This is a genomic window from Microbacterium sp. WCS2018Hpa-23, assembly GCF_031843845.1.
In the GTDB taxonomy this organism is placed as follows: Bacteria; Actinomycetota; Actinomycetes; order Actinomycetales; family Microbacteriaceae; genus Microbacterium.
Map to the genome: position 1 here is coordinate 79,026 of NZ_JAVTIZ010000012.1, position 13,535 is coordinate 92,560.

General features: G+C 68.3%; 13 protein-coding genes. 2 read left to right on the forward strand and 11 right to left on the reverse strand.

Annotated features, from left to right (window positions below):
- The first annotated feature begins 79 nt into the window (after positions 1-79).
- Positions 80-1,150, forward strand: a complete 1,071-nt coding sequence (locus tag RQG77_RS18000) for a hypothetical protein (RefSeq protein ID WP_311245965.1) — start codon at positions 80-82, stop codon at positions 1,148-1,150.
- Between the two features lie 42 nt (positions 1,151-1,192).
- Here the strand turns inward: RQG77_RS18000 and RQG77_RS18005 are convergent, their stop codons facing one another.
- The 4 genes from RQG77_RS18005 to RQG77_RS18020 all read right to left on the reverse strand — a co-directional run bounded on the left by RQG77_RS18005 (position 1,193) and on the right by RQG77_RS18020 (position 5,141).
- Positions 1,193-3,202 carry a cytochrome c oxidase assembly protein gene (locus tag RQG77_RS18005; protein WP_311245966.1) on the reverse strand — a complete coding sequence of 670 codons (2,010 nt, stop codon included), beginning with the start codon at positions 3,200-3,202 and terminating at the stop codon, positions 1,193-1,195.
- Positions 3,203-3,287: 85 nt separating this feature from the next.
- Positions 3,288-3,575 carry an HU family DNA-binding protein gene (locus RQG77_RS18010; RefSeq protein WP_042541574.1) on the reverse strand — a complete coding sequence of 96 codons (288 nt, stop codon included), beginning with the start codon at positions 3,573-3,575 and terminating at the stop codon, positions 3,288-3,290.
- Positions 3,576-3,822: 247 nt separating this feature from the next.
- On the reverse strand, positions 3,823-4,374 hold the full coding sequence (locus tag RQG77_RS18015; RefSeq protein ID WP_311245967.1) for a helix-turn-helix transcriptional regulator: 552 nt from the start codon (positions 4,372-4,374) through the stop codon (positions 3,823-3,825).
- A 146-nt stretch (positions 4,375-4,520) separates the two neighbouring features.
- Positions 4,521-5,141: a helix-turn-helix domain-containing protein gene (locus RQG77_RS18020; RefSeq protein ID WP_311245968.1), complete on the reverse strand. Its 621-nt coding sequence runs from the start codon at positions 5,139-5,141 to the stop codon at positions 4,521-4,523.
- Between the two features lie 104 nt (positions 5,142-5,245).
- Between RQG77_RS18020 and RQG77_RS18025 the strand changes: the two genes are divergently transcribed.
- Positions 5,246-5,851, forward strand: a complete 606-nt coding sequence (locus RQG77_RS18025; RefSeq protein WP_396653430.1) for an alpha/beta fold hydrolase — start codon at positions 5,246-5,248, stop codon at positions 5,849-5,851.
- Between the two features lie 123 nt (positions 5,852-5,974).
- Here RQG77_RS18025 and RQG77_RS18030 read toward each other — a convergent pair whose 3' ends face one another.
- The 7 genes from RQG77_RS18030 to RQG77_RS18060 form a co-directional block, all read right to left on the reverse strand.
- Entirely contained in the window at positions 5,975-6,799 is an 825-nt protein-coding gene (locus RQG77_RS18030) for a DUF559 domain-containing protein (RefSeq protein ID WP_311245969.1), read from the reverse strand.
- A 402-nt stretch (positions 6,800-7,201) separates the two neighbouring features.
- Positions 7,202-8,815, reverse strand: a complete 1,614-nt coding sequence (locus RQG77_RS18035) for an Ig-like domain-containing protein (RefSeq protein ID WP_311245970.1) — start codon at positions 8,813-8,815, stop codon at positions 7,202-7,204.
- 251 nt (positions 8,816-9,066) lie between these two features.
- Positions 9,067-9,372, reverse strand: a complete 306-nt coding sequence (rpsN, locus tag RQG77_RS18040) for a 30S ribosomal protein S14 (protein ID WP_017829734.1) — start codon at positions 9,370-9,372, stop codon at positions 9,067-9,069.
- Positions 9,373-9,375: 3 nt separating this feature from the next.
- Complete coding sequence (rpmG, locus tag RQG77_RS18045) at positions 9,376-9,546, reverse strand: 50S ribosomal protein L33 (protein ID WP_017203558.1); 171 nt, start codon at positions 9,544-9,546, stop codon at positions 9,376-9,378.
- Entirely contained in the window at positions 9,546-9,782 is a 237-nt protein-coding gene (gene rpmB / locus RQG77_RS18050; protein ID WP_042540533.1) for a 50S ribosomal protein L28, read from the reverse strand. Before rpmB ends, rpmG begins: the two co-directional genes overlap by 1 nt.
- A 215-nt stretch (positions 9,783-9,997) precedes the next feature.
- Positions 9,998-12,118 (reverse strand): alpha-galactosidase, encoded by a 2,121-nt coding sequence (locus tag RQG77_RS18055; RefSeq protein ID WP_311245971.1) that lies wholly within the window; start codon positions 12,116-12,118, stop codon positions 9,998-10,000.
- A 61-nt stretch (positions 12,119-12,179) separates the two neighbouring features.
- The gene (locus RQG77_RS18060; RefSeq protein ID WP_311245972.1) at positions 12,180-13,514 is read right to left on the reverse strand and encodes an extracellular solute-binding protein; all 1,335 of its coding nucleotides are present in this window, start codon (positions 13,512-13,514) and stop codon (positions 12,180-12,182) included.
- Positions 13,515-13,535 lie beyond the last annotated feature (21 nt).

Sequence of the window (13,535 nt, forward strand, 5' to 3'; positions counted from 1 at the left end):
ACGGACACAGCCCAACGGCCCTGTCACAGAGCGACGCCATGCTCGGCTCCGTCCCAGGCCGCCCTCCTAGACTGACGCCATGCAGCAGGTCGAGACGAAGGCGCCCCGGCGTTCGCGCCTCGTCGCCGACCTCGCACTGCTCTCCGTCATCGGTCTGCTGCTCGTCGCCGCTCTCGGTGCCGGCGGGGCCACTCTGTACCGGCAGTTCTACGGCCCCTCCGCGTTCGTGGTGCGCTACCTCGACCTCCTCTCGGAGGGTCGCGCGGCCGACGCCCTGCGCATCCCCGGCGTCGCGGTCGACCGCGAGACGCTCGAGGCGGCGGGCATCGGGGCCACGGCATCCGAGGCCCTGCTCCGGCACGCCGCGCTCGCCCCTCTCACCGACGTCGAAGTCGTGTCCGAGAAGCACGACGGTGACAGGACAGCAGTGACCGTCTCGTACAAGGCGGCCGAGCACTCGGGCATCACGACCTTCACGGTCGAGCAGGACGGCTGGGCCGGGGTCACGCCGAACTGGCGCTTCACCGACAGTCCCCTCGCGGTGGTCGAGCTGACCCTGCGCGGCGCGGACCAGTTCGCCGTGAACGGCTTCGAGGTCGATCGACGGCAGGTGTCGTTCGCCGGCGCCGATGCGGCCCCGCTCGATCCGCTTCCGCTGCTCGTCTTCACGCCGGGGCTGTACTCGGTGACCGTCGACACCGTGATCTCCGACTCCGAGGGTGTCGGCGTCCTCGCCGACACACCGCTCGCCACGACGCCGGTCGACGTGCAGACCACCCCCACGGCCGACTTCGTCTCGGTCGTGCAGCAGCGGGTCGAGGAATTCCTCACCGCGTGCACGTCGCAGCAGGTGCTGCAGCCGACCGCCTGCCCGTTCGGACTGCAGGTCTCCAACCGCATCGCGTCGCTGCCGGAGTGGTCGATCGCGAACCAGCCGCAGGTCACGGTCGTCCCCGACGGTGGGCATTGGAAGATCCCCCCGACGGATGCGGTGGCGCACGTCGATGTCGAGATCCGTTCGCTGTTCGACGGCTCCGTGCAGGAGGTGTCCGAGGACGTCGCGTTCCAGGTCAACGGATCGATCACGATCCTCCCCGACGGGTCGGCCTCGATCCGCGTCGGATCGCCCGACGAGGAATCGACCGACTGAGTCGCCTCGGCCGGCGCCCCGCCCGCGCCGCTCAGCGCAGTGTCAGCGTGCCTGACGTTCGGCCTCGCGCTGGTCGCGCTCGGCCAGAGCCGCGAGCTTCGCGTTGTATTCCTCGAGCTCGGCCTCACCCGTGCGATCCGCATGCCGGTCGCGGCGCTTCTGCAGCTTGGTGTCGTTGCGGCTCCACTGGATGGCCACCGTGATCGCCAGGATCAGGGTCGGGATCTCACCGATCGACCAGGCGATGCCGCCGCCGATGTACTGATCGTCCATCGGTGTCGGGCCCCACGTGCGTCCCATCGAGCCGAACCAGTCGGCGACCATCAGCCCCTCCTGCATCATGATCGCGATGCCGAAGAAGGCGTGCATGGCCATGATCGCGATCAGGGTGATGAGACGGCCGGGGTACGGCAGGCGATACGGCACCGGGTCGGCGCCGATCAGGCTCATCACGAACAGGTAGCCCGAGATCAGGAAGTGCGCGACCATCCATTCGTGGCCCAGGTGCTCGAACATCGACCAGCGCACGAGGTCGGTGAAGTAGAAGGCCCACAGCGACAGGATGAAGATGCCGGCCGCGACGAACGGATGCGTGACCACCCGCGAGAACGGCGAGTGCACCGCCCACATGATCCACTCACGGCCGCCACGTGTGCCGTCGTCGCGCTTGTGGATCGCGCGCAGCGCCAGGGTGATCGGCGCACCCGAGACCAGCAGCAGCGGGATCGCCATCGACAGCATCATGTGCCCGAGCATGTGCACGCTGAACAGGTACTCCTGGTAGGCGTTGATCGGCCCACCCGTGACCCAGACGAGCAACAGCATGCCCAGCACCCAGAAGATCGTGCGGTGGATCGGCCAGCGGTCGCCCCTCAACCGCAGGCGACGGACGCCGGCGAGATAGAAGAACAGTCCGAGGCCCGCGGCGACCAGCCAGAGCACGTCGATGTCCCACGCCGTGAACCAGCGGTCGATCGTGAACTCCGGCGGCAGCGGCGAGCGAGTGAGGTTCTCGGCGGGCGTCTGCACGAAGGCCGCCTCCTCGCCCGTGGGCGGAGGGGTCCGCGCGAGCGCGGCGGCGGCACCGGAGGCGAGGCCCATGAGCGCGACCTCGCACAGCACCAGCATCCAGAACCAGCGCGAGGCGTTCGCGCCCTCGAGACGAGGGATCAGGCGGATGCGGTACCAGGCGCCGAGCAGGCCCATGGCGCCCAGCAGCACCACCTTCGCGAGCAGGATCATGCCGTACGGCGTCCACAGCTGCGAGATGTCGCCGAGGGCGACGAACGAACGGGTGAGTCCCGAGATCGCGACGACGGCGAAGGCCGCGATGGCGAGGCTCGAATAGCGGCCGACGAGCTGCGCGGTGCCGATGCCCGAGCGGCCCCGCAGGATCACGACGAGCAGCAGACCTCCGAGCCAGACAGCCGCCCCGATCGTGTGCAGCAGGATCGAGTTGACCGCGATGTTGTGACCCGACAGCTCACCCGAGTGCCCCTGCGTCGCGAGAGGCAGGAACGATGCGGCGGCCAGGAGCGCCGTGATGAGGGTGGGAGTCCAGGTGCGCCACGCGAACGCGAGGACCGTGATGACCGAGCCCATGATCGTGGTGATCAGCCAGGACTGTCCGAGCGGCAGCTCCAGCAGGAAGCGTCCGAGCTGCTGGCCGAACTCGCGCTCGGCGCTCAGCTGCGGGTTGAACGCCGCCATGAAGGTGAAGAAGCCGCCGATGCCGGCCGTGACCGTGAAGACGGCGGCACCTATGGATGCCGTGTTGAGGGCGAGGTCGAACGACTTCTCCTCGCTGCGCAGCGAGAAGAGAGCGAGCACGAGTGAGCCGAGCATCGCCGCCGAGGCGATGTTCATGACGAGTTTGGCGATCGGGGTGGCCCACCGCACGAACGGACCGGGGTCCTGCAGCAGCAGCGGCGCCGCTCCCCCGCCGAACGCGAGGGCGATGAGCACGCCGATCAGTGCGGCCGCGAGGAGGATCCCGATTCCGCCCGCGCGATACGCGGAGCTGGTCGGGGTCTGCACGGCGCGGGCACTCACACCACAAGCCTAAGCCGCCGCATCGGGGAGAACGCACGAAGGCCGCCCCCGACTGATCGGGAGCGGCCTTCGAAGAGGTGCGGTCTTACTTGACGGCAGCCTTGAGCTTGGAACCAGCGGTCACCTTGACACGGTGGCCGGCCGGGATCTTGATCTCGGCGCCGGTCTGGGGGTTGCGGCCCGTGCGAGCTGCGGTCGCGACCTGCTCGAACGAGATCCAGCCCGGGATCGAGACCTTGCTGCCCTTGGCAACAGCGTCGGAGACCGAGGAGAACAGCGCGTCGAGGACACCGGAGACGGTGGCCTGGCTCTGGCCGGTGGCGGAAGCGATGCTCGCGACGAGCTCGGTCTTGGTGATGGACTTGTCAGCCATGTCATCCTCCAGCGACGAGGTTCCCGTCGCATCGTTGGTGTTCGGGGGGCTGATGCCCTCCGTTGGTCGAGTGACCGCCTTGAATGTACCAACCACCACCCACATTTCCGCGTCATTTCGCGGGTTTTGGGCTTTTCGGCGGCGTGTCGTGGGGCAGGAGTGACGAATGTGACTCGTGTGGCGGCTTCTCAGGCGCCTGCTTCAGGTGCCGATGCGGCTGCGATCCTGGCCGCTCCCGCACCCGCGATCACTGCACGGGTGACGCACTGGGCACCTGATCGCTGCCGGAATCCGACGCCGCTGCGACTGCGGACGCCGCTGCTCGACGCTTCGCCCGGCGAGTCCGCGTCTCCTTGGAGAGCGGGAAACGGGTATCGAGCTGCGGCTCGAGGACGATCCGCCGCAGTGCACTGAGGATCACGTATCCGCCGACCCAGTACGACAGGAAGAGGACGAGTCCGTAGGGGAACGTGAAGCTGAGCAGCGTACAGACGATGCCGATCCCCACGTAGAGCCATCGCCAGGCCTTCGTGATCCGGTCGCGCGATGCCTGCTGATCGTCGGTCCGCTGCTGCAGCGAATCCACTCGACTGCTGAGCGCGTCGTCCTCTATCGCGGCGAAGAGGTCCCGCACCGGAACCTGCAGCGCATCGGCGACGAGCGAGAGAGTCTCGAGACTCGCATCCTGCCCGGCCTCGAGCCGCTGCACGGTTCGGAGCCCGACTCCGCTCTCGTTCGCCAGCCGTTCCTGTGTCCACCCCTGCGCCTGGCGCAGCTCGGTGATTCGTGTCGTGTTCATGTGCTCCATGCTCTCGATCGGCTACCATCCACCGCCACGCCATCGGAGCGCCAGTCAGCCGCCAGTCGGCCGCCACCGATCCGCCACACATCCGTCGGCGTTCGTCCAGTGCCCGCTGTCGTCCGCCGCATCATCGAATACGCCCGTCAGCGCGGGCGATGCGCGTCGACCACGGAGCGGGCGGTGCGCGCGAAGGCCGGGGCCACGCGGTCCTCTCCGTCGAGGTAGCCGCCGACGAGGGCCGCATCGCGCAGCAGCACGAGCGAGGCCGCGAGTTCGGCAGGGCTGTCGAGACCGGCCAGCTCGGCGACCCCCTGCAGGGTGGAGCGGAACCACTCCCGGTGCTCCTCGATCTGCTGGCGCACGGCGCCCTCGGCATCCGGGTACTCCGCCGCCGCGTTGATGAACGGGCATCCGCGCGTGTGCCTGAGGCGGATGTCGGCGGCGATGCCCTCGATCACCGCATCGACCATCTCGGCGGGGTCGGCGACCTCGGCGCCGGCCTCGGCGAACATCGCCCGGAGCATCTCGTCTTCATTGCGCAGGTAGGCGAGGACAAGATTCTCCTTGCCGCCGAACTGCTTGTAGAGGGTGGCTCTGGTGACGGCGGCCTCTTCGATGATCCGATCGACGCCGACCGCGTGGATCCCCTCCTCGTAGAAGAGCCTCGTCGCGCTGTCGATCAGCCGGGCGCGGGCTGCGCTGGGCCGCTTCGGAGCGTCGGCGTTCGGAGCATCGGTCGTCGTCGTGCGAGTGGTGGTGTCCATGGTGATCCCTCTCATCGTGTCATCCGAACCCCGGGTTTCGAACCGCGACTTGTGAATATCTGGGAATAGGTTGCGGTAGATAGAACGCCGACAACTACGAGCGCATCATCCGCGCACTCCCCGTGAAGCCGATCATCATGGGCCACTCCTTCGGCGGGGTGCTCACCCAGATGCTCGCCGACCGCGGACTCGGCGCCGCCTACGTGGGCGTCGCCCCCGGACAGACCGCCGGCGTCACCGCGCTCCCCCTCTCGACCCTCTGGACCGGAACGCCGATCTTGTCGAATCCGTTCGGTCGCAACGGCGCCAAGCCGCTGTCGAAGCGCCACTTCCACTTCACGTTCGGCAACGACCTGTCGCGTGCGGCATCCGACGCCCTCTGGGAGGAGTGCGCCGTGAACTCCTACAACCGTGTGTTCTTCGAGGGTGTGACCTCGGTGCTCGACGAGAAGGGTGGCGTCACCCACGTCGACTACTCCCGCGCCGACCGCGCCCCACTGCTCGTCATCACCGGCGAGATCGACCACGTCGTGCCGCCGGCCATCGGTCGGGCGATCGTGAAGAAGTACCTCTCCTCCGGCAGCCCCGCCACCGTCGAGTACAAGGAGTACGCAGGCCGCACCCACCGACTCGTCAGCCAGGACGGCTGGGAGGAGATCGCCGACTACGCGCTCACCTGGGCGGTGGCGCACGCGACAGCATCCGTCTGATGGTGGGGCGCGGCCCCTGTGGGGCGCCCGCCGCCCTCGGGAGGAGGACTGCCTCTCGGGAGGAGAGATCTGCGGATTTCCTCCTACCGAGGCGCAGTTCTCCTCCCGAGGGGTCGGTCACCTTCAGGCCGCAAGATGAAGTCGCTGCCCGATGGCGGCCAGAATGATCTGCTGCACCTGCGCCCACTGTCCCATCAGCTGGTCGTAGCCGATGCGGATCACGTGATAGCCGTGCAGCGTCAGCAGGGCGTCATGGGCGATGTCGCTCGTGCGCTGCTGCCCGACATGATGTCCGCCGTCGATCTGGACGACGAGACGTTCGCCGATGACGAAGTCGACCCGATGGCCGAGTAACCAGACCTGCGGCACGACCAGGATTCCCAACCACCGCAATCGCGTCTGGAAGATGCTCTCCGTACCGGAATCGGCGAACGGCCTGGCATCGGCGAGTAGCCGTCGGGCCTTCGGCGGAAGCGGAGCTCGCTCGAGCATCCCCGGGTCCACGAGAGACTGCCGCATGGCCGACTCCCATGTCGCCAGCGCGCTCTCGTAAGGCTGGCAGCCTGCGACCACGATCAGCGCATTCTCGAGTGAATCCTCCCGTGAGTCGGGGTTCCGCGGAAACACCGGCTCGTTCCAGTGGATCGTTCCGCGCGAGACCGTCACATGACCCGACCTCGCCGGTGCGGCGACATGCGGTTCGGAGGCGTCGAGCACCCACAGCCCCCTCCGCGCCGCGAGAGTGACGCAGCTCAGGACCACCCCGCGGCGCGCAGCAGCCAGAAGCATCGGGTCGGCGCCAGGCAGCGCGACCCACCCCCGGCGCACGGAGATGACCTCACCGCGTTGCACTGCGGACCGAATGGAGTGCCGGCTGACGCCGAGCCGACTCAGCGTCTCGGTGCGCGCCACGCCATCGTGCTGAGCCAGGGCCTGTGTCGGGGTCACTCATCGAGGATCGCTGATGACGGCATCCGAGTTTGGCGCGATTCCCACGAATCGTGCATCGCGCAGATCGTTCGCTGCCGCGTGCAGAAGAGGTGGCACTGCAGCGTGCAGAAGACGTGACACTGCCGCGTGGCCAAGGGGTGGCGCCGCGTGGCCAACAGGTGGTGCCGCAGCGCGGCGATGCCTTCCCATCCCGTCGTGCTTCTCTGCACTATCTTCATGCGCCTCGGGAGGAAGACTGCGCCTCAGGGGGACGGATTCCCGGATTCTCTCCTCCCCATGCGCAGTTCTCCTCCCCAGGGACGGGCCGGCTGAGGCGTACGGCGGCACGGCGGCACACCCACAGGAATACGAAAGGGGCGAGGATCCGAAGATCCTCGCCCCTCCCGGCTGTCTGGCGGCCTACTGCACTCTGCGACGGGGAATCGCGAGAGACAGGATGCCGGCGACGAGCAGGAGTCCACCGGCACCCAGAAGGATGCCGTCGATCTCACCGCCCGTGGCAGCCAATTCCGCCGCCCGCGCCGGCGCCGTCAAGGGCGCAGACGCATCCGATGGGGAGATCGGATCGGCAGCGGCTCCGGACGCGGGCTGGGGGCCCACCTCCGGCGTGGATCCGTCACCGGGCTGGGGGCCCGGAGCGGAAGTCTTGTGGATGCTGACGGCGACCGGCGTGCTGACATTGCCGACGCGGTCGGTCTGCGTGACCGAGAGCTCCTGGTCACGGTCCTCGAGAGCGGGGATGACGCAGGTCCAGGTGCCGTCGACCTCGACGGTCGTGGAGCACACGACGGTGCCGGCCTCGTCGCGCACCACGATCGTCGCCCCGGGCTCACCCGTGCCGACGAGCTCGACGGGCTCACTGAGATCCTGCTCACCCTCGGGGCCGGCCACGGTCGGAGGGTCCACCTGTGCGTCGACGTTGAACACGACACCGCTCTGGATCGAATCGGCATCCACCGAGTGCTGATACGCCGAGACCATGTTCACCCCGTCGACGAAGGGGATCGACGGGATGATGCTCCAGCGACCGTCTTCGCCGACGACGGCGGTTCCGAGCGCCGCCCCGTTGTACTGGGAGAGGTAGACCGTGGCTCCGGGAACGCCGGTGCCGACGATCGTCGCGTTCGGGCCGACGGGCTGAGGAGAGGTCTCGATCACGGGAGCCGGCACGGCCACGCGGTAGTACCAGGTGGCGGACGTCAGGCGGTTGGTGTTCTCGTAGACCGCGGAGTCGAAGTCGAACGAGTAGTGCAGCGCGTACGTCGTGCCCGGGATCGCATCCGCGGGGATCCGGACGCTGGTGTAGAAGTTCGAGTAGGAGTTGCCCGTCGTCGAGGCGCCGATCGGGTTCCAGTTCGACTGGGTGACGCACTCAAGCGTCGCGCCCCCTTCGCCAGGAGTACAGGCGCGGGTGCGGGTGCCGTTGACGCCGACGTTGCGCAGATTCGAGCTGGCGATGATCAGACCGTTGTCGGCGCGGAAATGCAGTCGGGCGGCGTTCGCCGGGACGCCCACCGGCCCCATGTTGCGGATGGTGTTGCCCTGCTCGAAGGTCTGCCCCGGGGTCACGATCGTGACGGTGCCGCCTGAGTAGCTCTGCATGTTGACCGCGGTCGCGAGGATCGCCGACTCGGAAGGGGAGATCGGAGCGGACGGCTCGGCCTCGGGAACGGATGCCTCCGCAGCCGCGACCTCAGCCGCAGGCACCTCAGCCACAGGCCCCTCAGCCACAGGCCCCTCGACGACAGGCACCTCGACGACAGGCCCCTCGACGACGGGCACCTCGAACGCAGGAGCCTCGACGGCCGGGGTCTCGACGTGCGCATCCGACGGACCCGCCCCCGCAGTGCTCGCCTGTGCGGAGATGTCTTCTTCGGCGGAAAGGACGGAGGCGGATGCCGGGGCCGCCCCGACACCGACCGATGCCGCCACGAGGGCGACGCTCGCAATGAGAGCGGGGAGGGCTGTGCGCGAGCGTGCGGCGCGGCGCGCGGAAGAGTTCGCGGTGATCATGGGGTTCCTTCGGTGGGTCTTCGCGACGATGTCGCGTGCGCCGGCTCCAGAACTCTCGGTCCGACGGATCAGCGGGTGGCTGATACCCCAAGAATACATTAATATTTCAATAACGCCAAGTATTAATATTTCTTGACGCCGAGAAGCGCTCACGAGGGCGAAGCACACGCCCCCGGACACACTGCGCCCAGGCACAGCGAAAGGGGCGAGGATCCGAAGATCCTCGCCCCTTTCGGCTTGTCTGCTGAGACTTACCAGCTCGACTTGGTGACACCGGGCAGCTCGCCACGGTGTGCCATGTCACGGAAGCGGACACGCGAGATGCCGAACTTCGTGAGGACACCGCGGGGGCGGCCGTCGATGACGTCGCGCGAACGCACGCGAGCCGGCGACGCGTTGCGCGGCAGCTTCTGCAGGCCGACGCGTGCGGCCTCGCGGGCCTCGTCGGTGGCGTTCGGGTCGACCAGGGTCTTCTTCAGCTCGGCGCGACGCTCTGCGTAACGCTCGACGATGACCTTGCGCTGCTCGTTGCGAGCGATCTTGCTCTTCTTAGCCATTGATCAACGCTCCTCTCGGAATTCGACGTGCTGACGGATGACCGGGTCGTACTTCTTGAGCACGAGGCGGTCGGGGGTGTTGCGGCGGTTCTTCTTCGTCACGTACGTGTAACCCGTACCTGCCGTCGAGCGCAGCTTGATGATCGGACGTACGTCCTGAGCCTTCTTGGCCATTAGAGCTTCACACCCTTCGCCTGGAGGTCCTTGACCACGTTCTCGATGCCGCGGACGTCGATCACCTTGATGCCCTTGGCGGACACGTTGAGCGTGATCTTACGACCGAGCGAAGCGACGAAATAGGTCTTCTTCTGCACGTTCGGGTCGAAGCGACGCTTCGTCCGGCGGTGCGAGTGCGAGACGTTGTGACCGAAGCCGGGAACAGCTCCTGTCACCTGGCACACTGCTGCCATGATGTGACTCCTTCTATACCGTGAGGCCGGACGGCCTCACCCAAGATCCCTTGTCTGCGCGCCACCCCGCATCGCCGATTTCTCGGTGGAAGAAGGGGAAGCACGCGAACTACGCACAGGAGTGTGCGCAGACAAAGAGTCAGTTTAGCATGGCCCCCAGCCAGACCCGAACGGCCCGTCAGACCCGAACGGCCCGTCAGACCCGAACGCCCCGTTCAGACTCGGACGGCCTCGAGCAGCAGCGCCGCTCCCGGCGCGAGCAGCGGCAGGGGCACTCCGACGGACTCGAAGAACGCGCCGGTCGCCTCGACGCCGACATCCAGCCAGGCGGGGTCTGACACCTGGTGACGCGACACCGCGCCGAGCTCCTCGCGCACGCGCAGTCGGTACCGCTCCCCCGCCTGAAGCCCGGGGATGCGGGTGCGGGGCGTGAAGCCGTCGACCGAGGCGCCCAGACGCACCCACGCGAAGACACCCCGCGAGCCGTCGATCGCGACCACGCCGTGCAGCAGGGTCTCGTCGTCGACCTCGTCACTGCGCACGGTGGCGCCCGCGTGCAGCAGCGGCCTCAGCTCGCGGTACAGCGCGGTCCAGCGCGTCAGCGCCGCGCGCTCGTCGCCGGTGCATCCGGTGATGTCCCACTCGATGCCGGCGTGGCCGAACAGGGCGGTCGTCATGCGGAACGGCAGGGATGCCGCGCGGTGCGTCGTCTCGGCGACCGGCGGGCCGACGTGCGAGCCGACGACTTCCGGCGGCACGAGCGTGCCGGTCCAGCGCTGGATGCGCTGACGCTCGACCGGGTCGTTCGAGTCCGAGGCCCACACGCGCTGTGTGCGCTGCAGCACGCCGAGGTCGACGCGGGCGCCGCCGCTCGCGCACGATTCGATCTCGAGGGCGGGATGCCGCTCACGCAGCGCATCGAGCAGTGCGTAGAACGCGGTGGTCTGCGCGTGCACCGACGCACGGCCCGTGTGCGGCGACACCGCCGCGTGCAGGTCGCGGTTGTGGTCCCACTTGATGAAGTCGATCCTGACCTCCGAGACCAGGGCGTCGAGGCGTTCGAGCAGGTAGGCCGCGGCATCCGGGTTCGCGAGGTCGAGCACCTTCTGGTGCCGCCAGGTGGGCGAATCGGGCGACGCCTGCAGCACCCAGTCCGGATGCTGTGCGGCGAGGTCGGACACCGGATTCACCATCTCGGGTTCGAACCACAGCCCGAACTGCATGCCGAGAGAGTGCACGTGCTCGGCGAGCGGGCGCAGGCCATCCGGCCACTTCGCGTGATCGATGTACCAGTCGCCGAGCCCTGATCGGTCGTCGGGTCGTCCGCGGAACCATCCGTCGTCGAGCACGAACCGCTCGACGCCGACGGATGCCGCGGCCTCGGCGAGCTCGATGATCTTCGCCGGGTCGTGATCGAAGTACACGGCCTCCCACGTGTTGAGCACGAGGGGGCGCGGTGTCGTGGGGTGCGCCGAGAACGCGCGCACGGTCTGATGCAGACGGGCAGACACCGAGTCGAGGCCGCTCGCACCATAGGTGAGGAGAACCTGCGGCGAGACGTAGGTCTCACCCACCGCGAGCCGGATCTCGCCGGGAAGCAGCAGCTCTCCCCCGCCGAGAACGGCCCCGTGCACACCGGCACCTTCGGGCAGCCGCTCGACGCCGACCTCGAGGTCGCCGCTCCACGCGACGTGCGCGGTCCACAGCTCGCCGCGACGGAAGCCGAACCCGTCGGTGCCGACGGCGGTCAGGTACGGGGCGTCGTGACCCCCGCGACCGCGGCGCACCTGACGCAGGTGCGCTCCGTGGCGCAGGGCGCCCCGCTGCGGGTGACGCTCGCCGGTCCAGCGCCCCGTGTGATCGAGAACCTCGGTGGCATGAGCGGGGATCGGCAGCAGGATGCGCGCAGCCAGCAGGTCGAGCGGCTCGGCGGCATCCGCGGTGCTCGTCACCGACACCTGGGCGATCAGCACGCCGACGGCATCCAGCGAGAGGTCGAGCACCACCGAGGCACCGGCCTCGGCATCCGCGAACTCCGCCCGCAGCGACGTCGCCGTCGCCTCCCACCCGACCGAGCGCAGCAGCGGGGCGCTGTGCAGACCACCCCGGTGCCAGGCCAGAGCCGGTGCGCCCGACCACCCGTCGGCCTCGACGGCCAGCAGCGGGAAGGTGCGCGGCGCGTCGAACGAGCTGAAGGTCACCGAGCCGGTCGACGAGCCCGCGAGCGCATCGAGGTCGGCGCCGTCGAGCGCCGCGCCCCAGTGCAGCAGGCGCGCACTCGTCGTGTCGATGACGACGCTCACGCCGGCCGAGGTCAGGTGGACGAGTTCGCTCATTGCCGCTCCAGACGAAAAGGGAGGCCCGCCCGTGAGCATACGGGCGGGCCTCCGAGGGGTGTTACTCCTTGACGGGGATCGACGCGGCCTTGAGCGCGTCGACGGTGGCCGTCTGACCCTTCTCGATCGCGTCGAGCAGCGTGCCGCTGCCCGAGACCGCGGCCTTGAAACCGTCGGACACGTCCGAGTAGGTCTGGGTCATGGTCGGGCCCCATGCGAAGTCGGGCGAGACCTGGGTGGCGGCGTCGGCGAAGACGTCGTAGATCTTCTGTCCGCCGTAGAACTCGACGCCCTCGGCGTAGACCGGAAGGTCGAGCCCCGCCGTAGTGGCCGGGTAGAGGTTGGCGGCCTCGGCGAGCGCGGTCAGCGCCTCATCCGACGTGTTGAGCCACAGCGCGAACTTCGTCGCCTCGTAGAGGTGCTCGCTGCCCTTGAGGACGGCGGTCGACGAGCCACCCCAGTTGCCGGCGGCGGATCCACCCTCCTCCCACTGCGGGAGCGGTGCGACGGCCCAGTTGCCCGCCGTGTCGGGCGCGCCGCTCGAGATCGAGTTGGCACCCCAGACGGCGGAGTTCCAGGTCCAGACCTGACCGGAGTTGTAGGCGTTGTTCCACTCGTCGGTCCACGCGGGAACCGTCGCGACCAGGTCGTCGTCGAGCATGCTCTGCCAGAAGTCCGCGACCGTGGCGGTGGCGTCATCCGCCATCGAGACCGTCCAGCCCTCGTCGTCGCTCGAGAACCACTGAGCGCCGTCCTGCCAGGCGAAGCCGGCGAACTGGTTGATGTCCGACTGCGAGAAGTTGGTGATGTATCCGCCGAGGTCGCGGATCTTCACGGCGGCGTCGCGGTACTCGTCCCACGTGGTGGGGATCTCGATGCCGTTCTCCTCGAACAGGTCGGCGCGGTAGAACAGCGCCATGGGGCCGGTGTCCTGCGGCACGCCGTAGACGCCCTCGGTGCCGAGCGTCACCTGACCCCAGGCCCAGTCGACGAACTGGTCTTCAGCGGCGACGACGTCTTCGCAGGCGCTGAGGTCTTCGAGGCCGTCCTGCACGAGGAAGTTCGGCAGGGCGTCGTACTCGATCTGGCCGAGGTCGGGGGCGTCGCCCGCCTTGATCTGGTTGAAGAAGTTCTGGTACGTGCCGCCGTTGCCGTTCGGGCCGGTCTGCACGTCGACCTGGATCTCGGGGTTGGCCTCGTTCCAGATCTCGACGACGTCTTCGATGCCGGGGATCCAGGAGGTGAACTCGAGCGTGACGTCGCCGTCCGCCGGGGTGCACGAGGCTGCGGCGTCGCCGCCGGTGCCTGAGCTGTCTCCGCCGGATGCCGAGCAACCGGCGAGCGCGAACGCCGAGATGGCGATGACAGCGGCTGCCTTCATCTTCGAATGCTGCATTTCGATCCTTTCGTGGATGCG

Bases quoted from the DNA above. Each gene is read 5' to 3' on its own strand.
- rpmG (WP_017203558.1), bottom strand. From the start codon at position 9,546: ATGGCCAAGAAGGCTCAGGACGTACGTCCGATCATCAAGCTGCGCTCG.
- RQG77_RS18060 (WP_311245972.1), bottom strand. From the start codon at position 13,514: ATGCAGCATTCGAAGATGAAGGCAGCCGCTGTCATCGCCATCTCGGCG.
- RQG77_RS18010 (WP_042541574.1), bottom strand. From the start codon at position 3,575: ATGGCTGACAAGTCCATCACCAAGACCGAGCTCGTCGCGAGCATCGCT.
- RQG77_RS18020 (WP_311245968.1), bottom strand. From the start codon at position 5,141: ATGGACACCACCACTCGCACGACGACGACCGATGCTCCGAACGCCGAC.
- rpsN (WP_017829734.1), bottom strand. From the start codon at position 9,372: ATGGCTAAGAAGAGCAAGATCGCTCGCAACGAGCAGCGCAAGGTCATC.
- rpmB (WP_042540533.1), bottom strand. From the start codon at position 9,782: ATGGCAGCAGTGTGCCAGGTGACAGGAGCTGTTCCCGGCTTCGGTCAC.
- RQG77_RS18035 (WP_311245970.1), bottom strand. From the start codon at position 8,815: ATGATCACCGCGAACTCTTCCGCGCGCCGCGCCGCACGCTCGCGCACA.
- RQG77_RS18000 (WP_311245965.1), top strand. From the start codon at position 80: ATGCAGCAGGTCGAGACGAAGGCGCCCCGGCGTTCGCGCCTCGTCGCC.
- RQG77_RS18055 (WP_311245971.1), bottom strand. From the start codon at position 12,118: ATGAGCGAACTCGTCCACCTGACCTCGGCCGGCGTGAGCGTCGTCATC.
- RQG77_RS18015 (WP_311245967.1), bottom strand. From the start codon at position 4,374: ATGAACACGACACGAATCACCGAGCTGCGCCAGGCGCAGGGGTGGACA.